Origin of the sequence: Curtobacterium luteum, from assembly GCF_014646995.1 — a bacterium.
Classification (GTDB): domain Bacteria; phylum Actinomycetota; class Actinomycetes; order Actinomycetales; family Microbacteriaceae; genus Curtobacterium; species Curtobacterium luteum.
The window spans coordinates 21,794-39,122 of record NZ_BMOI01000020.1 but is presented as its reverse complement, the minus strand read 5'-3'; the positions used below and the strand labels follow the sequence as shown (position 1 = coordinate 39,122).

Annotated in this window: 17 protein-coding genes; 13 read left to right on the top strand and 4 right to left on the bottom strand. The window is 70.1% G+C overall.

The genetic code is table 11. The features are described from left to right. Positions 1-2: 2 nt before the first annotated feature. From IEY20_RS16610 to IEY20_RS16585, 6 genes are read left to right on the top strand one after another with little or no spacing between them, the layout of a single operon-like run. Entirely contained in the window at positions 3-1,391 is a 1,389-nt protein-coding gene (locus tag IEY20_RS16610) for an FAD-dependent oxidoreductase (RefSeq protein WP_175327818.1), read from the top strand. Further along, positions 1,391-2,794: an arsenic transporter gene (locus IEY20_RS16605; protein ID WP_175327817.1), complete on the top strand. Its 1,404-nt coding sequence runs from the start codon at positions 1,391-1,393 to the stop codon at positions 2,792-2,794. The genes IEY20_RS16610 and IEY20_RS16605 overlap by 1 nt, the downstream gene beginning before the upstream one ends. A gap of 23 nt (positions 2,795-2,817) precedes the next feature. Beyond that, positions 2,818-3,234: an arsenate reductase ArsC gene (locus IEY20_RS16600; RefSeq protein ID WP_175327829.1), complete on the top strand. Its 417-nt coding sequence runs from the start codon at positions 2,818-2,820 to the stop codon at positions 3,232-3,234. 20 nt (positions 3,235-3,254) lie between these two features. Next, positions 3,255-4,652 carry an FAD-dependent oxidoreductase gene (locus IEY20_RS16595; RefSeq protein WP_175327816.1) on the top strand — a complete coding sequence of 466 codons (1,398 nt, stop codon included), beginning with the start codon at positions 3,255-3,257 and terminating at the stop codon, positions 4,650-4,652. 12 nt (positions 4,653-4,664) lie between these two features. Then, positions 4,665-5,060 carry an arsenate-mycothiol transferase ArsC gene (locus IEY20_RS16590; RefSeq protein WP_175327815.1) on the top strand — a complete coding sequence of 132 codons (396 nt, stop codon included), beginning with the start codon at positions 4,665-4,667 and terminating at the stop codon, positions 5,058-5,060. Then, on the top strand, positions 5,057-5,578 hold the full coding sequence (locus IEY20_RS16585; RefSeq protein WP_175327814.1) for a GNAT family N-acetyltransferase: 522 nt from the start codon (positions 5,057-5,059) through the stop codon (positions 5,576-5,578). The genes IEY20_RS16590 and IEY20_RS16585 overlap by 4 nt, the downstream gene beginning before the upstream one ends. A 315-nt stretch (positions 5,579-5,893) precedes the next feature. Here IEY20_RS16585 and IEY20_RS16580 read toward each other — a convergent pair whose 3' ends face one another. Both IEY20_RS16580 and IEY20_RS16575 read right to left on the bottom strand, forming a co-directional pair. Beyond that, positions 5,894-7,006 carry a tyrosine-type recombinase/integrase gene (locus IEY20_RS16580; RefSeq protein ID WP_229728142.1) on the bottom strand — a complete coding sequence of 371 codons (1,113 nt, stop codon included), beginning with the start codon at positions 7,004-7,006 and terminating at the stop codon, positions 5,894-5,896. A gap of 233 nt (positions 7,007-7,239) precedes the next feature. Continuing rightward, complete coding sequence (locus IEY20_RS16575) at positions 7,240-7,857, bottom strand: HAD-IA family hydrolase (RefSeq protein ID WP_229728140.1); 618 nt, start codon at positions 7,855-7,857, stop codon at positions 7,240-7,242. Positions 7,858-8,201: 344 nt separating this feature from the next. On the opposite strand from IEY20_RS16575, the gene IEY20_RS16570 reads away from it, so the two are divergent. From IEY20_RS16570 to IEY20_RS16560, 3 genes are read left to right on the top strand one after another with little or no spacing between them, the layout of a single operon-like run. Beyond that, a complete protein-coding gene (locus IEY20_RS16570; RefSeq protein ID WP_175327813.1) occupies positions 8,202-8,999 on the top strand; it encodes a COG4705 family protein in 798 nt (265 codons plus the stop codon). Between the two features lie 49 nt (positions 9,000-9,048). Further along, positions 9,049-9,750, top strand: a complete 702-nt coding sequence (locus IEY20_RS16565) for a DedA family protein (protein ID WP_148286281.1) — start codon at positions 9,049-9,051, stop codon at positions 9,748-9,750. Continuing rightward, entirely contained in the window at positions 9,747-10,541 is a 795-nt protein-coding gene (locus IEY20_RS16560) for a COG4705 family protein (RefSeq protein ID WP_204620512.1), read from the top strand. Before IEY20_RS16565 ends, IEY20_RS16560 begins: the two co-directional genes overlap by 4 nt. 248 nt (positions 10,542-10,789) lie before the next feature. Here the strand turns inward: IEY20_RS16560 and IEY20_RS16555 are convergent, their stop codons facing one another. Together IEY20_RS16555 and IEY20_RS16550 are read right to left on the bottom strand one after the other, a co-directional pair. Beyond that, entirely contained in the window at positions 10,790-12,148 is a 1,359-nt protein-coding gene (locus tag IEY20_RS16555; RefSeq protein ID WP_188889325.1) for a 6-phospho-beta-glucosidase, read from the bottom strand. Continuing rightward, positions 12,145-12,948, bottom strand: a complete 804-nt coding sequence (locus tag IEY20_RS16550; RefSeq protein WP_022904748.1) for a DeoR/GlpR family DNA-binding transcription regulator — start codon at positions 12,946-12,948, stop codon at positions 12,145-12,147. Before IEY20_RS16550 ends, IEY20_RS16555 begins: the two co-directional genes overlap by 4 nt. A gap of 171 nt (positions 12,949-13,119) precedes the next feature. Here IEY20_RS16550 and IEY20_RS16545 point away from each other — a divergent pair, with 171 nt between their 5' ends. The 4 genes from IEY20_RS16545 (at position 13,120) to IEY20_RS16530 (ending at position 17,325) form a co-directional block, all read left to right on the top strand. Further along, positions 13,120-14,085, top strand: coding sequence for a carbohydrate kinase family protein (locus tag IEY20_RS16545; RefSeq protein WP_175327811.1), 966 nt, complete (start codon positions 13,120-13,122; stop codon positions 14,083-14,085). Positions 14,086-14,176: 91 nt separating this feature from the next. Beyond that, the gene (locus tag IEY20_RS16540) at positions 14,177-15,535 is read left to right on the top strand and encodes an extracellular solute-binding protein (RefSeq protein WP_175327810.1); all 1,359 of its coding nucleotides are present in this window, start codon (positions 14,177-14,179) and stop codon (positions 15,533-15,535) included. Between the two features lie 12 nt (positions 15,536-15,547). After that, positions 15,548-16,504 carry a carbohydrate ABC transporter permease gene (locus IEY20_RS16535; protein WP_175327809.1) on the top strand — a complete coding sequence of 319 codons (957 nt, stop codon included), beginning with the start codon at positions 15,548-15,550 and terminating at the stop codon, positions 16,502-16,504. Next, positions 16,501-17,325, top strand: coding sequence for a carbohydrate ABC transporter permease (locus tag IEY20_RS16530; RefSeq protein WP_175327808.1), 825 nt, complete (start codon positions 16,501-16,503; stop codon positions 17,323-17,325). The genes IEY20_RS16535 and IEY20_RS16530 overlap by 4 nt, the downstream gene beginning before the upstream one ends. Positions 17,326-17,329: the final 4 nt, after the last annotated feature.

Sequence of the window (17,329 nt, the reverse complement as noted above, 5' to 3'; positions counted from 1 at the left end):
CGATGACTCACCTCGTTGCCGTTGGGGGCAGTGACGCCGGTATCGCCGCGGCGCTGCGCGCCCGTGAGCTGGACCCGTCGACCGACGTGACGGTGGTTCTCGCCGACGAGTTCCCGAACTTCTCCATCTGCGGCATCCCGTACTGGGTCTCGGGCGACGTCGCCACAGAGGCGTCTCTCGCGCACCGCACCCGCGCTGACCTGGAAGCCGTCGGGATGACGGTCCGCTCCTCGACATGGGCCTCCGCCGTCGACGTCGACCGCCAGCTGCTCTCTGTCACCGGCCCGGCTGGTGAGGAGCAGATCGCCTACGACGAGCTGCTGATCGGGACTGGCGCGGAGCCGGTCCGTCCGGCTGGGATCCCGTTCGGTGAGCCGGGCATTCACCTACTGCACTCGATGACCGACGCGGAGCAGCTCGTTGCCGCCCTGGACCTTCTGCCTGCCGGCAGCCGTGTCGCGGTCGTCGGCGCCGGCTACATCGGCCTCGAGATGACCGAAGGCCTTGTCGCCCGCGGCTTCGACACGACGCTGATCCAGCGCGGACAGGAAGTGCTCTCCACCCTCGACCCGGAACTCGGTTCCCTCGTCACCGCGGAGGTCCGCCGACATGGTGCAACCGTGCTGACCGGGGCGACGGTCACCGGCATCACCCCGGCCGGAGCTGGGCAGTGGCGGGTGGCGACGACGACGGCTGCCGGGGATGCGGAGGGCACGTTCGCGCTCGTGGTGGTCTGCGTCGGCGTACGGCCCGTGACGGACCTCGCGGCTGCGGCAGGCGCGCAGCTCGGGCGGGCCGGCGCGATCGTCGTCGACGAGCAGATGCGTACCGGGGTGCCGCACGTGTGGGCGGCTGGTGACTGCGTCGTGACGCATCACCGGCTCCTCGGCACGACGTGGCTCCCCCTCGGGACGACGGCGCACAAGCAGGGCCGTGTCGCCGGGGAGAACATGCTCGGCGAGTCCCGGACCTTCGCCGGTTCGGTGGGGACGCAGGTGGTGAAGGTGTTCGACCTGGTCGCCGCCCGCACCGGCCTCCGCCACCACGAAACAGCACCGCTGGACGTGTCCCCGTTGACCCGGGTGACGGTCGCGGATGACCACAAGCGGTACTACCCGGGTGCGGTGCCGTTGACGATCAGTGTCACCGGCGACCACACGTCCGGGCGGCTCCTCGGCGCGCAGATCGTCGGGGAACGGTCCGCGGAGATCAGCAAGCGCATCGACACCTTCGCCACCGCCCTCCACGCCAGCTTCACCGTCGACGACGTCATCGACCTGGACCTGTCCTACACGCCGCCGCTCGGGTCCCCGTGGGATGCCGTGCAGGTCGCCGCGCAGGGCTGGGAGCGCGCCGCCGCGGCAGCGAACCAGGCCGGGGTGGGCGTCTGATGGTGCTGGCGGTCGTCGCCGCGGCGATCTTCGTCGCGACGCTCGTGGTGGTGATCTGGCAGCCCAAGGGCTTCCCGATCGGCTACACCGCCCTCATCGGCGCGGTCGTCGCCCTCGCGACCACGGTCGTCGGGCTCGGGGACGTGCCGACGGTGGTCGGGATCGTGTGGAACGCGACGCTGACGTTCGTCGCGGTGGTGCTGATCTCATTGATCCTCGACGAGGCCGGCTTCTTCGAGTGGGCAGCGCTCCACGTGGCCCGGTGGGGTCGCGGGAACGGTCGGCTGCTGTTCGTGCTGATCGTCGGCCTCGGCGCGGTCATCGCGGCCGTGTTCGCCAACGACGGGGCCGCGCTGATCCTCACTCCGATCGTCGTCGGGATGCTCCGCGCGTTGAACATGCCGGCGAAGGCGGCGCTGGGGTTCATCCTCGCCACCGGGTTCATCGCCGACACCGGCAGCCTGCCGCTGGTGGTGTCGAACCTGGTCAACATCGTCTCCGCCGACTACTTCGGCCTCGGGTTCGCCGAGTACGCCGCCGTCATGGTGCCCGTCGGCATCGTGTCCGTGCTGGCGTCTCTCGGGATGCTGCTGGCGTACTTCGGTAGGAGCATCCCGAAGTGGTACGACGTCCTCGCTCTCACCCGTCCGGCCGCCGCGGTGAAGGACCGGGCGACATTCCGAGCCGGCTGGGTGGTCCTCGCCGTGCTGCTGGTCGGCTACTTCGCCGCCGACCCCGTCGGGGTGCCCCTCGCCGCGGTCGCGGGTGTCGGCGCGGTCGTGATCGTTCTCGTTGCCGCCCGGCAACCCGCGTTCCTCTTCGCCCGCCAGGCTGCGTCCCCGGTCCTCGTCACGACCGGCGGCACCGCCGCCGTCACCGCTGGCAGTAGTGGCACCGGTGGCGGGTCGGGGCGGGTGATTCCGGTGTGGAAGACGATCCGGGAGGCGCCGTGGCAGATCGTGCTGTTCTCGATCGGCATGTACCTCGTCGTCTACGGGCTGCAGAACCAGGGCCTCACCGACTACCTCGCGAAGCTGTTCGATGTGTTCGGGGACCACGGGGTCCTCGTCACCGCGCTCGGGGTCGGGTTCGTGATCGCGATCCTCGCGTCGCTGATGAACAACATGCCGACCGTCCTCATCGCCGCCCTCGCGATCGGCGGAGCCGGTGCGACCGGGCTGACCCATGAGGTGATGATCTACGCCAACGTCATCGGTTCCGACCTCGGGCCGAAGATCACCCCGATCGGGTCGCTGGCGACGCTGCTGTGGTTGCACGTGCTCGATCGGAAGGGCATCCACATCGGCTGGGGGCAGTACTTCCGCACCGGCATCGTGCTGACCGTCCCCGTCCTCGCCGTCACCCTGACAGCCCTCGCCGGCTGGCTCACCCTCATCCGATGACCGCCCGAACCGAAAGCACCGCCATGACCGCGACCCCCACGATCCTGTTCGTCTGCGTCCACAACGCCGGCCGCTCCCAGATGGCCGCCGGCTACGCGAAGGCCCTCGGCGGCGACCGCGTCCAGGTCCTCTCCGCCGGCAGCGCACCGAAGGACCAGATCAACCCCGTCGCGATCCAGGCGATGGCGGAGGACGGCGTCGACATCGCCTCGAACCAGCCGAAGATCCTCACCACCGACGCTGTCCGCGAGTCCGACGCAGTGATCACGATGGGCTGCGGCGACGCGTGCCCGGTCTTCCCCGGCAAACGGTACGAGGACTGGGACCTCACCGACCCCGCCGGGAAGGGCATCGACGACGTCCGCCCCATCCGCGACGAGATCAAGACCCGCGTGCAGGCGCTCCTGGCCGAGCTGCTGCCCACCGAAGCATCCGCCTGACCACCGGAAGGACCACCCCCATGACCCTCACCCTCACCCTCCCACCCCAGGCCGACGCGGACCGCCTCACCGGGCTCCCCGTCGCAGTCATCGGCGCCGGCCCCGTCGGACTCGCCGCCGCCGCGCACCTGCTCGAGCAGGGCCTGCCCGTCGTCGTCTACGAAGCCGGCGACACGGTTGGTACGTCTGTCCGTGCGTGGGGGCACACCAGGCTGTTCTCCCCGTGGCGGTACGTCATCGACGACGCCGCCCGCCGCCTCCTCGAACCCACTGGCTGGACCGAGCCCCGCCGGTCGTCGCTGCCGACCGGGCACGACCTCGTCGAGCAGTACCTCGAACCCCTCGTCCAGACGCCGGAGCTGGCGCCGGTGATGCGGTACGGCGTCCGCGTGAAGGCGGTGTCCCGGCAGGGCATGGACCGCACGCGCTCCACCGGCCGCGCCGACACCCCGTTCCTCCTCCGCCTCCACGCGGCCGACGGTGTCGAGGACGTCACCGCCCGCGCCGTCGTCGACACGTCCGGCACGTACACGTCCCCGAACCCGCTCACCGCCGCGGGCCTCGCACCCGCTGCGGACCTCGGGGACCGGGTGATGCACGCTCTCCCGGACGTGCTTGGTGCGGACCGTGACCGGTTCGCCGGGAAGCGGGTCCTCGTCGTCGGGGCCGGGCACTCGGCCGCGAACACGCTCATCAAGCTCGCCGCCCTCGCGAAGGACGAACCGGGCACGACGCTGCTGTGGGCGATCCGGAACGCCGGCACCGCTCGCCTCGGTGCGGACGCTGCCGACGGGCTCGCCGCCCGCGGGCAGCTCGGCTCCAACGTGCACGGTCTCGTCGAGTCCGGGCAGGTCGAGCAGCTCGCCTCGTTCGAGATCGACGACATCCGCCCCGACGGCGACCAGGTCACCGTCATCGGCCGCCGCGCCGAGGAGCCGTTCACCGTCACGGTCGACGTTGTGGTCAACGCGACCGGGTTCCGGCCCGACCTCGACATGCTCCGCGAGATCCGCCTTGGCCTGGACGACATCGTCGAAGCGCCCCGGGCGCTCGCGCCGCTGATCGACCCGAACCTGCACTCCTGCGGCTCCGTCCCCCCACACGGTGTCGCGGAGCTGGCGCACCCGGAGCCGAGCTTCTTCATCGCCGGGATGAAGTCCTACGGCCGCGCCCCCACGTTCCTGCTCCTCACCGGCTACGAGCAGGTCCGCTCCATCGCCGCGGAACTCGCTGGCGACCACCAGGCCGCCCGCGACGTGCAGCTCGTGCTCCCCGAGACGGGCGTCTGCGCCACCGATGTCGGCGGCTCATCCTCCTGCGGTGTTCCCGCTACGACCGAAGCGGCCGAGGGGTCGTCGTGCTGCGCGGCGCCCGTGTCGGCCGCTCCGCCCGCCAGCAGCTCCTGCTGCACGAACTGAACCGGACCCCGCATGACCGACAAGCCCACCGTGCTGTTCATCTGCAAGCACAATGCCGGCCGTTCCCAACTCGGCGCCGCCCTTCTCGAACTCGCCGCCGACGACCGCTACACCGCCACCTCCGCAGGAATCGCTCCCGCCGACGAGGTGAACCCGTCGATCGCCGCGACCGTCGCGGAACTCGGCCTCGACATCAGCGACCACACCCCGCGGAGGGTCACCCCGGAGCTGCTGGATCAGGCCGACGTCGTCGTGCTGATGAAGCCCGGCCTCGACCTGCCCGCGACGCCCCGCGGGACGGTGTTGCAGTGGTCGTTCCCGGACCCGGAGTCTTGGTCCCCCGACGACGTCCGCCCCATGCGCGACGCCGTCGCCGCCCGCATCCAGGACGAGCTGCTGCGCCCATGACCGACGACACCCCGGTCGCCATCCGGCCGATGGTCGCCGCGGACTGGCCCAGTGTCGAGGCGACCTACCGGGAGGGTATCGCCACCGGGAACGCGACGTTCGAAACGGAGCCGCCGACCTGGGCGGCGTTCGACGCCGCAAAGCTGCCCGAGCATCGGTTCGTCGCCGTCGACGGTGATGAAGTCCTCGGCTGGGTAGCGGTCTCCCCGACCTCCGCCCGGCCGGTGTACCGGGGTGTCGTCGAGCACTCCGTCTACGTCGCCGCAGCAGCCCGCCGCCGAGGCGTCGGGCACGTCCTCCTCGACGCCCTGATCGCGTCAACCGAAGCCGCGGGGATCTGGACGATCCAGTCCGGGATCTTCCCCGAGAACACCGCATCCCGTGCACTCCACGCTCGGCACGGCTTCCGGGAAATCGGCATCCGGGAACGCGTCGGGCTGATGATGTCCGGGCCCTGGGCCGGCCAGTGGCGCGACAACGTCCTCATCGAACGGCGCAGCAACCGAACCGGCATCTGAGCGGCACGAGCACGATCGAGCGCCGCGGACATGCGCACGCCGACCTACCGCACGCCGCGAGATCCGTGAGCTCAATCGAACTCCCGAGACACTGGGCCGCCCGGTCGGGTACCCGCCAGGCGGGCCCACGTCGAAGCGGTCGCGATGCTGACGCCGAGCACACGTGCGACGACAGCCGATGGGACCTGCGTGAGACCTGGCTCGCAGAAAGCGTGATCCCACGCTCGGCAAGCAGCGGGATGAGTTTCGTCGTGCTGAACAGGCCGGCGGCAGCCATCTGCTCGCGCAGCCGCCATTCGTAGCTGAGCTGATGAGTCACGGGGTTCCCTTCAAGCTGAGGAGATGCGGCACACGATCGAGTGCATCCCGCAGGATTCGGTTGGCGAACTCGGCCGAGACGTGCGTGTAGATCCCCGTCGTCGACTGGTACGCGTGTCCGAGCTGCCGCTGCACGAACATCGGGTCGTGACCGTCCTCGATCAGGTGCGTCGCGTAACTGTGCCGGAGGCAATGCGGTGTCAACGCCCGATCCAACCCGAGCTCATCGCGGTACTGCGCGAAGCGGTCGCCGAGCGCGCGCTTCCCTACCCGCGCGCCACGCTCGGATGGCCGCAGCGCACGTGTCGAGGTAGCCCCTCGCATCATCGGCAGGACGTTGTCGAGGTAGTCGCGGACCGCGTCAACCGCCCATGGCATCACGGTCGCGACGGCACGCGGTTTCGGTGGCGAGCCATGGGACGCCTTCCCGGAACGGACGCGAAGGAACCCGAACCCATCGAAGATCGGCACCTTGGGGTTCCGGTAGAAGTCGTGCACCTCGAGCATGACGGCTTCGTTCGCTCGGAGCCCCCAGCCGTAAGCGACCTTGAGCATCGTGGCGTCATGGTACGCGGCGATGGCGCCCTTGCGGCCAGCGTCGAGGCGCCGACTGACTTCCCCGTCGGCCCGATCGAACACAGCCTGAAGCTCGTCGCGGGTGAGCGGCCGCCGTGCAGGATTTGCCTCGGATTCCTGCACGTGCGCCGGAGTGTCCCACTCGTGACAAATCTGGACCGGGTGGGTTCCGAACCGGGTCTCGCATTCCGCGACCCACCCGTAGTGCGGCGAGCAGACGAAGTCGCAGAACTGCCGGATCGTGTCCTGATAGCGGCGCAGCGTCGACGCCGCGAGCCGGTGCGTCGCGACCAGGTCGGTCATCCACTCGTCGAGCATCGCCGCGGACCACGTCCACGGCCACTCCCCTGCGTGCCGCTGGAACTGTCGCACCACCTGGATTCGGTTCGTCACGGTGGGCATCCGCAAGCTCCGGCCCCCGACCATCTGCGAACACCACCCGTCGAGCATCGCGTCGAACACGGCTGCGTCCTCATTGAGCAGCAGCACTCCGGAAAGCAGATGCAGCTCCGCCGAACCGTACCGCTCTCGCACCACAGCACCTCCTCCGTGCAATGCACACATCATGCATCAAACGCGAAATCCAGGCTCGAGGTCAAGCACGACTTGCCTGCCCGACGGTGATCAGGAGAACTTCGCATATCAACGCCGACGGTCAACTCGCACCGGACGCAACTCCGCACGGAACGTTCCGTACCGCCGGTTCTGACCCATGGCCTCCTTGCTGCCATGGATTCGAACACACGTTCGAACATCCGCGCTACCCGTCAGCCGGCGAGGAAACCCTCGATCGCGGCGATGGTCTCCTCGTTGCGGACGTGCAGCACTGCGCGGATGCCGCACCGCTCCGCGCCGAGGACCGGGCCCTCGTTGTCGTCGACGAAGAGGACCTGCTCGGGCGAGGCACCCATCCGCGCGAGGGCCGTGGTGTAGGCACCCGGGTCCGGCTTCGCCACGCCCTGCTCGTGGCTGTAGCAGATCGGATCGAAGACGCTCGAGAAGCCGAAGCGGCGCTCTTCCTCCTCACGGGCACCGTCGCCGGAGTTCGACAGGATCGCCAGCTTCGCCCGGTCGCGCAACGACCGGGCGTGCTCGAGGAGCTCCACGTTCGCCACGCTGCAGTAGGCGTCCCAGAACTCCGCGTGCATCGTCACGACCTCGGTCGGGGTCGCCCCGAGCGCGGCACCGAGCTTCCGCCAGTACTCGTCTGCGACGCCCGTCCGCAGCGCCGTGTCGGGGAGATCGGCGTCGCGCAGCCGGGTCCGCACCTCGTCGACCGTCAGCCCGAAGCGGGCGCCCCAGGTCTCCCGGAGGACGTCGGGCCACCGGTCGTCGTCGACGAGTTCGAGGACGCCGCCGACGTCGTAGAGGATCCACTGCTCCATCGCCGAAGGCTAGCGGGGCTCCCCGGACTGCGGGAGCGGATCGGGGCACGCGGCGGCGCTCGCCGCCGCGGACGCGCGGACACACATGCGCTGCCGCGAACAGGCCGACGAGGGATGTGCCGGTCTGGAGGCGCGGGTCGGGCCCGCCCCGTGCCTCCAGGCCGACATCGCCGACCGTCTGTCCCCGAGGGGTCCCGACGGCAGCCGACCTCGTCTGGGTCGTTCGTCGGCGGATCGCCGTGACGAGGTGCGGTTTCTTGGCGAAGTCTTGCGGCGCGCTCCCTACCGTCGTGATCCCCCGTGCCGCACCGACCGCGACACCACCGACCGACGAGGAGAACGCCGTGTCCAACTCGCCCGCAGTGCCCGTCGCCGCTCGATCACGACGGAACAAGGTCCCGGACCCGACCGCGTCCTTCTGGATCATCAAGGTGCTCGCCACGACCGTCGGCGAGACCGCCGCGGACCTGCTCAGCGACACGGTCGGACTCGGTCTCCCCCTGACGACGCTCATCATGGCGGTCGCGCTCGTGGTGTTCCTCGTCCTGCAGTTCCGCGCTCGGACCTACCGTCCGGTGCTGTACTGGGTCACGGTGGTGCTCATCAGCATCGTCGGCACCTGCGTCACCGACAACCTGACCGACGGACTCGGGGTCCCGCTCGTGGTGAGCACGGCGGTGTTCGGAATCGCGCTGCTCGCGGTCTTCGTCGTCTGGTACCGCGTCGAGGGCACCCTGTCGATCCACAGCATCGACATGGTCCGCCGCGAATCGTTCTACTGGCTCGCCATCCTGTTCACGTTCGCGCTCGGCACCGCTGCCGGGGACCTCATCGCGGAACAGACCGGGCTCGGCTACTTCCCGGCCCTGCTGCTCTTCGCAGGCGCCATCGCGGTGACCGCTGCCGCGTGGGCGGTCGGCCGGCGGGGCCCCGTCGTCTGCTTCTGGATCGCCTACATCCTCACCCGTCCGCTCGGTGCGTCGACGGGCGACCTCCTCTCCTCCCCGGTACAGGACGGAGGCCTGGGCGTCGGGACCATCACGACGAGCATCGTGTTCCTCGTGGTGATCGTCGCCATCATCAGCTGGCTCGTGGTCCGCATGCGCCGCGACGACACAGCACGCCCGCAGCCCGCCGTCTGAGCCCGTCCTGCTCGTCCTGCTCGTCCTGCTCGTCCCCGGAAGGACCCTCGTGCTCTCCTCAGTCCCGCTCGCCGTGAGCCTCTTCGACGCAGCGTCCGTGCTCCACGCCTTCGGTCCCGACGTCCTCGCCGGCATCGCCGTCCTGATCTTCATCGAGTCCGGGGTGCTCTTCCCGTTCCTGCCAGGGGACTCGCTGCTCGTCACCGCTGCGATCATCAGTGGCACCCTCGGCATCGCGCCGTGGCAGGTCGCGATCGTCGCGTCCGTCGCCGCGGTCGCGGGTGACCAGGTCGGGTACTGGCTCGGGAAACGGTACGGCCGGCGTCTCTTCCGGGACGACGCGCGGATCCTCACCACGGCGCGGCTGGAGGAGGCCGAGGCGTTCTTCACACGGTGGGGCGGCCTGAGCCTGGTGCTCGGTCGCTTCGTCCCCATCGTCCGCACCTACGTGCCGCTCGCCGCCGGGACCGCGCGGATGCACTACCGGCGCTTCCTGCTGTTCAACCTGATCGGAGCGATCTCCTGGGCGGTCGGGCTCACGGTCGTCGGCGTCCTCCTCGGCGGCATCCCGTTGGTCTCGCACAACATCGACGCGCTGATGATCGTGATCGTCGTCGTCTCGGTCCTGCCGATCGTGATCGGTGCGCTGCGTCGCCGGCACGTCGCCCGCCGCACCCGACGCGACGAGCAGGCGGGCCGGGGCGTCCCGACGGACGCGCAGGCCCGCGCCGCAGCGGGCGACGAGCGGTGACCGCCACCGGTCCGCTGCGGAACCGCGTCCCCGACCCGTCCGTCTCGTTCTGGGTGACCAAGGTCCTCACCACGGCCATGGGCGAAGCGCTCTCGGACTTCCTCGTCACCCGGTTCGACCCGGTGCCGACCGTGCTCCTCACCGCGGCCGTGTTCGGCATGGTCCTCGCTGTCCAGCTCCGCACCGACCGGTACCGCCCCTGGCTGTACTGGGGTGCCGTGTCGATGGTCGGCGTGTTCGGCACGATGGTCGCTGACGTGGTCCACGTGGCGCTCGGCGTGCCCTACACGGTCTCCACGCCGATCTTCCTGATCGCCCTGGTCGCGGTCTTCGTCGTGTGGCGCCGTGTCGAGGGCACCCTCGACGTCCACCGAGTCACGAGCACGCGGCGCCAGCTGTTCTACTGGGCCGCCGTGGTGGCGACGTTCGCGATGGGGACCGCTGCCGGCGACCTCGCCGCGGGCGGGTTCGGTCTCGGCTACCTCGGCGGCGGCCTCGTCTTCACCGGCCTCGTCCTGCTCGTGGCGCTCGCCGCCGGCGTCCGGGTGCTCGGTCAGGTCGCGGGGTTCTGGACCGCCTACGTCCTGACCCGACCGGTCGGCGCGTCCTTCGCGGACTGGGTCGCGGTCCCCCAGGACCGCGGCGGGCTGGACGTCGGCACGGGCGTGGTCAGTCTCTGCCTGCTGGTGGTGCTCACGGGCGCGGTGGCGTGGACGAGCGTGGAGCGCGGACGGCGGCGATCACGACGGCCGGCACCCGATCACCCGGCGCAGCCGGTGACCGGTCCCTGAGCCGACGACGACCGGCCTGGAGGCACGGGACGGGCCCGCCCCGCGCCTCCAGGCCGGCACGGCCCGGCAGGGCGGTGAGCGCACTTCAGCTCTTCATCCCTCCGGATGATGCGCGCGCTCCGCGCGCCGGGCCATGCTGGTCTCGGTGAGGGGAATCCGGTCGTCCGCGACCGCGGTCGTGGGGGCCGCGGTCGCGGCTCCGGCTCCTCGGGGTCTCGCTGGTGGTCCGGTTCCGGCCCGGGCCAGCGCTACTTCGTGAGCACCGCCGCGACCTCCGGGATGCGGTCGACGTACCCGCGCACGAGGTCACGGGCGACGGACACGCTGTCGACGAGCGGGTGCAGCGCGAACGCCTTCACCGCCTCGTCCTTCGACCCGGTGAGCGCCGCGGCGATGGTGTGCCGCTCGACGGCCTTGACCTGCGACATGAGTCCGATCTGGTGCAGGTCGGGCTGGTCGGTCGTCATCGGGTGCACGCCGTTCGCGTCCACCATCGTCGGGACCTCGACGACGGCGTCACGGGGCAGCCCGGCGATGGTGCCGTTGTTCCGGACGTTGAGGATCATCGTCTGGCGCTCGTTCCGGCTGATCGCCGCCATCACGCCGAGTGCGACGCCGGCGTACCCCTGGTGCGACGGGTCGGTCTCGCGCTCCTTCGGGTCGAGCGGCTCGTCCTGGGTGCCGCCCTTCGCCTCCGCCATGTACGAGGCGCTCCGCCGCTCGACGGTCTCGCGCCAGAGCTCGGCGACACCGTCGCCCGCGGCGCTCGCGCGGTCGTAGAACGCCGACTGGCTCTCGGCGAGGAAGTCACCGCGCGTCTTCCCGGAGCCGATGATGGAGCGCACGGCGTCGCGGTTGAAGTAGTAGTAGAACAGGTACTCGTTCGGGATCGACCCGAGGGACCGGATCCAGTCGAGGCCGAAGACGTGGCCCTCCTCCATCGCGCCGAGGCGGTCGTCGTCGGCCATCAGCTCGGGCAGCACGTCACGGCCGTCGTACATGACCCGTCGCATCCAGCCGAGGTGGTTCAGCCCGACGTAGTCCATCTGGACGCGGGTGTGGTCGAGTCCGAGCATCCCGGCGACGCGGCGACCGAGGCCGGACGGGGTGTCGCAGATGCCGAGCACGCGGTCCCCGAGGACGGACTGCATCGCCTCGGTGATGATGCCGGCCGGGTTCGTGAAGTTCATGACGTAGGCGTTCGGTGCGAGGTCCTTGATGACCTTCGCCGCCTCGACCATGACCGGGACGGTGCGGATCGCGTAGGCCAGACCGCCGGGACCGGTGGTCTCCTGCCCGATGACGTTCAGGTCGAGTGCGACGTGCTCGTCGCAGCGGCGTCCTTCGAGCCCCCCGACGCGGAGCGCCGCGAACACGTAGTCACTGCCCTCGACGGCACGGTGCAGGTCGGTGGTCGGTTCGAGGACCGGTGCGTCCGGGAAGTCGGCGGCGAGCTCCGTGAGGATCGCGACCATCGCGTGCAGTCGGACTTCGTCGACGTCGTAGAGCGCGACCCGCTCGACGCGGGGGGAACCGGTGTCGCGGAGCAGTGCCTGGTACACGTACGGCGTGCGGAACCCGCCGCCTCCGAGGATGCAGAGCTTCATGTGGTGATGACCTCTCCGCCGGCGTTCCGGCTGTGGGCGAGTGTGTCGTCGGGTGCGCCGGTCGTGGTGATCAGCACGTCGACGTCGGTGAGGGAACAAAGCCGGAGCGCGCCTGTCCCGGGGAACTTCGCTTCGGAGGCGAGGAGCACGACGCGTTCGGCCGCCGCGATCATCGACTGCTTGATCGGCGCCTCGACCGCCATGTTGTCCACGACGTGACCGTTCGCGCGGACGCCCGTGCACGACAGGAACAGCACGTCCGCGCTGACCTGGTCGAGCGCGGCCTCGGCGAGCGAGCCGACGAGCGTGCGGTAGTTGCGCCGCACGACACCGCCGAGCAGGACGAGCCGGACGGCCTCGTCGTCGCGGAGCACGTCGAAGACGGCGAGGTTCGTCGTGATCACGGTGATGTCGCGCCCGCGGAGCAGCTCAGCGACGAGCGGCGTCGTCGTGCCGATGTCGAGGATGACCACCTGACCGTCCTGCACCATCGCGGCCGCGGCGACGGCCATGCGGTGCTTGAGGTCGTAGTCGCCGGCCGCCTCGAACGGCGCCTCCACCACCTCGTCGTCCTCGGTCGCCCGGGGTTCGTCGCGGGGGACGTCGCGGGCCGTCTGGCGCGGCGCGAGGACGGCGCCACCCCAGGTGCGCACGAGCTCGCCGTTGCGGTCGAGCATCTCGAGGTCACGTCGGATCGTCGCCGCGCTGACCGCGAGCGCGGCGGCGAGCTCCTGCACGGAGGCGGCACCGTCGTCGTGCAACGCCTTGATGATGCGGTTCTGCCGCTCGCGCAGGATCATGCCGCCACTGTAGCGCGACTCGCGCACGATCGTGCAAGAGTGCGCAGAACACCGGGCTGAATCGAGCACACTTAACAAATCTGGTGCAATCGAGTAACGTCACCGCAACACCGATCGCGCAGGCTTGAGCAACCGCGGTCGTCCCCTGATCCGCGACGACGAGGAGCAGCCGTGACCCGTACCGACCCGACGCCGGCCCGAGGAGCGCTGCTCTTCGCGGGCGACGTCTACTGCGACCTCGTGTTCGCGGGGGTGACCGCGCCGGAGCAGGGCGCCGAGGTCTACGCCGACGCCTTCACGGTGACGCCGGGTGGGGTCGCGAACCGCGCGGTCGCGGCCGCACGCGCCGGAGCACCGACCCGGTTGCTCAGCCGCCTCGGCGACGACGTCCTCGGGCGCCACGTGCACCGGGTCCTCACCGAGGAACCGTTCCTCGACACGAGCCTGCTCGAGCTCGTCCCCGGGCACCAGAGCCCGGTGTCCGTGGCACTGACCGGCCCCGAGGACCGGAGCTTCATCACGTACGAGGAGCACCTCGGCCCGCTCGTGGTGCCCGACGACCTCGGCCCGGTGTCCGCGACGCACGTCGGCATCGCGCGACCGCTCCCGGCCTGGGTCGCCGCACTCCGCGCCACCGGCACCACCGTGGTCGGCGGCGTCGGGTGGGACCACACGGGCGAGTGGTCCGGCGACGTGCTCGACCGGCTCGCCGAGATCGACGTCTTCGTCCCGAACGACGTCGAGGCCATGCGCTACACCCGCACCGACACCGCCCTCGACGCGGCGAAGGCCCTCGCCGAGCGCGTCCCGCTCGCCGTCGTCACCCGCGGTGCGGACGGCGTTGTCGCGGTGGACTCGGAGCACGGCGTCGTCACCGCGAGCACGATCCCCGTCGACGTGGTGGACCCCACGGGCGCCGGTGACGTGTTCGTCGCGGCGTTCATGGCCGGAGCGCACCACGGCTGGGACCTCGCCACGCGGCTGCGGTTCGGTGCCGCCTCCGCCGCGTTCGCCGTCACCGGGCTCGGCGGTGCGGCGAGCGCCCCGCACCCCGCGCAGCTCCGCGCGTTCCTGCAGCGGGCCGCTCCCGACGACGACTGGTCGTTCCTCGACCCGGTCGCGCTCGCTGGAGCCTGACCCGTCCCGTCCCCTCCCTCGCATCCCTCCCCTCGCATCCCCTCCCTCGCATCCCTTCCCTCGCATCCCTTCCCTCGCAGAACGGACCACCATGAAGCACTCCAGCAAGGCGACGCTCCTCCTCGGCGTCGCGGCGGCCGTGGCCATCGGCCTGACCGGCTGCACCCCGGGCGGATCGGCTGCCCCGGCCGCGTCCCAGAGCCTCGGACCGGTGTCGAAGGACGTCGGATCGGGCAAGACCACGCTGACCGTGTGGGACCAGAACACCGACACGGGCATCAACGATGCGCAGCAGGAGCTCAACGACGAGTTCGAGAAGGCGCACCCGAACATCACCATCAAGCGGGTGTCGCGGTCCTTCGCCGACCTCAAGACGACGCTCAAGCTCGCGCTCTCCGGCAACAACCCGCCGGACGTCGTCCAGGCGAACCAGGGGTACCCGGACATGGGTGCCTTCGTGAAGGCGGGGTTCCTCCGCCCGGTCGACGACTACGCGAAGCTGTACGGCTGGGACTCGTACTACCCGTCGAGCCTCCTCAAGCTGAACTCGTTCTCGTCGGACGGGAAGACGTGGCAGGGTGACGACCTCTACGGCGTCTCGCAGACCGGCGAACTCGTGGGCCTCTACTACAACAAGGCGGTCCTGCGGAAGGCGGGCATCGACTCGCCCCCGAAGACGGTCGCCGAGCTCACCGAGGACATGCAGCAGGTCAAGGCGTCGGGCACGCTGCCGCTCAGCTACGGCGACGTCGAGAAGAGCCCGGGCATCCACCTCTACGGGCTCGTGCTCTCCGCCCTCGCCGGGCACGACGCGGTGAACGACCTCGTCGCGGGCAAGTCCGGCAGCTGGACCGGTTCCGACGAGGTGCAGGCCGCGAAGACGATCACGGGCTGGGTCGACAAAGGCTACGTCACCGAGGGCGCCAACGGTGTCTCGCGTGACGACGCCGTCGCCGCGTTCGGGAAGGGCCAGTCCGCCTTCCTCATCACCGGCACCTGGTACCAGGCCACACTCGAGGCGGCCGCCTCGGCGAAGGACATCGGGTTCACCGCCCTCACCCCGGACGGCGCCAGCGGCCCGGTCACGATGGGTGGTGAGGGCCTCGCGTGGGCGATCACGTCGAAGACGGGGAACGCGAACGCCGCCGCCGCGTACATCGACTTCGTCACGAACAAGGACGCCGCGAAGGTGCTCGTCGACAAGGGCAACCTGCCGACCGTCGTCCCGGACGGCGACTCCCCCGCGTCGGGCACGATCGCCGGTGACATCACGAGCGAGTACGAGTCGATCTCGTCGTCGAACAGCATCACGCCGTACCTCGACTACGCGACCCCGACGTTCTACGACACCATCACGGCGGCGATGCAGGACCTCGTCGCGGGCAAGGCCAGCCCGGAGCAGTACACGAAGACGCTCCAGGACGACTACGCCGGCTTCGTGAAGCAGTAGGCAGGAGCACCCGTGAGCCAGTTCACCGGCACCACGGCGAGCGCTGCCGACCGCAGCGCCCGCCGTGGCCGGACGCGTCGGGCGACCGGCAGCGTCCGCAAGCGGCGGCGGAGCCTCGTCGCGTACCTCTACGTCCTCCCGGCGTTCATCGTCTTCGCGGTGTTCCTCGGGGTGCCGTTCCTGCAGAGCATCCAGTACTCGTTCTACGACTGGGACGGCCTGTCGGTCGCGACGTGGGCGGGCTTCGCGAACTACCTCGACGTGTTCGCCGACGCGCAGCTCCGCGCATCGTTCGGGCACGCGCTGGTGTTGATGGTGTTCTACGCCGCGGTGCCGGTGGCCCTGGCGCTGTTCCTCACGGCGTTGATCTCGCGGGCGAACGGGCTGCGGGGCATGTCGTTCTTCCGCACCGTGCTGTTCCTGCCGCAGGTGATCGCGTCGGTGGTCGTGGCGACGATCTGGGTGTCGATCTACTCGGCGGACGGGTTGGTCAACGACGCGCTGCGCCTGGTCGGGCTCGGGCAGTTTGCGCAGGTGTGGCTCGGTGGCTACGACACGGCGCTGCCCGCGATCGGGTTCGTCGGCACGTGGCTCAACGTCGGCCTGTGCCTGGTGCTGTTCCTGTCGGGCGTCGGGAACATCCACCCGAGCCTGTTCGAGGCGGCGCGCATCGACGGCGCCGGGGCGGTCCGGGAGTTCTTCTCGATCACGCTCCCCTCGCTCCGCGGGCAGATCGCCGCCGCGCTCACGCTGACCGTGGTCTCGGCGTTGAAGACGTTCGACCTCGTCTACGTGACGACGAGCGGCGGTCCGGGCAACTCGACGTCGGTGCCGGCGTTCGAGGCGTACAACCGGGCGTTCCAGACGGGGCAGGTCGGGTCGGCAGCCGCCGTCGCGGTGTCGCTCACCGTGGTGATCATGATCGTGACGGCGCTCATCAGCCGTCTCCAGCCGAAGGACGTCGCATGAGGCTCTCGATCCGGGAGAAGACGGTCGACTACGTCATCCTGTCGCTCTTCGCGCTGTTCGCGATCATCCCGCTCGTCGGGGTCCTGCTGTCGTCCGTGACCCCGTCGGCGGAGAACTCCGGCGGGTTCACGGTGCCGACCACGATCGACCTCGGCAACTTCGGCGCCGCGTGGAACCAGGGCCACTTCGCGTCGTACATGTTCTCGAGCGTCCTCGTGACGGTCTCCGTGGTGGTGCTGACCGCCGTGCTCGCGGTGTTCGCCGGCTTCGCGTTCGCCCGGCTCGACTTCTTCGGCTCGAACGTGATCTTCTTCGTGATGCTCGCGGGGCTGATGCTGCCGGCGGAGGCGTTCATCATCCCGCTGTACTTCAACCTGCGCTCGGTCGGCCTGACCGACACCTACACGAGCCTGATCCTGCCGCAGACCGCGCAGTCGCTGGCGTTCGGGATCTTCTGGATGCGGAACCAGTTCCGGAGCTTCCCGGGCGAGGTCATCGAGGCCGCCCGGCTCGACGGCGCCCGGGACGTGCGGCTGCTCTGGCAGGTGATCGTGCCGTCCTCGGTCGCGCCGATCATGACGATGGCGCTGCTCATCACGATGTGGACGTGGAACGAGTTCCTGCTCCCCCTCGTGCTCATCACGAGCGAGGACCACCGCACCGCGCCGCTCGGGCTCGCGTTCTTCAAGGGCGCGCACCTGACGGACTTCTCGCTGCTGTCCGCGGCGGGGGTGATCGTGGCACTCCCGATCGTGCTCCTCTACTTCTTCCTGCAGAAGCGGTTCATCTCCGGGATGCTCGGCGGCATCGCCGATCGCTGAGCGG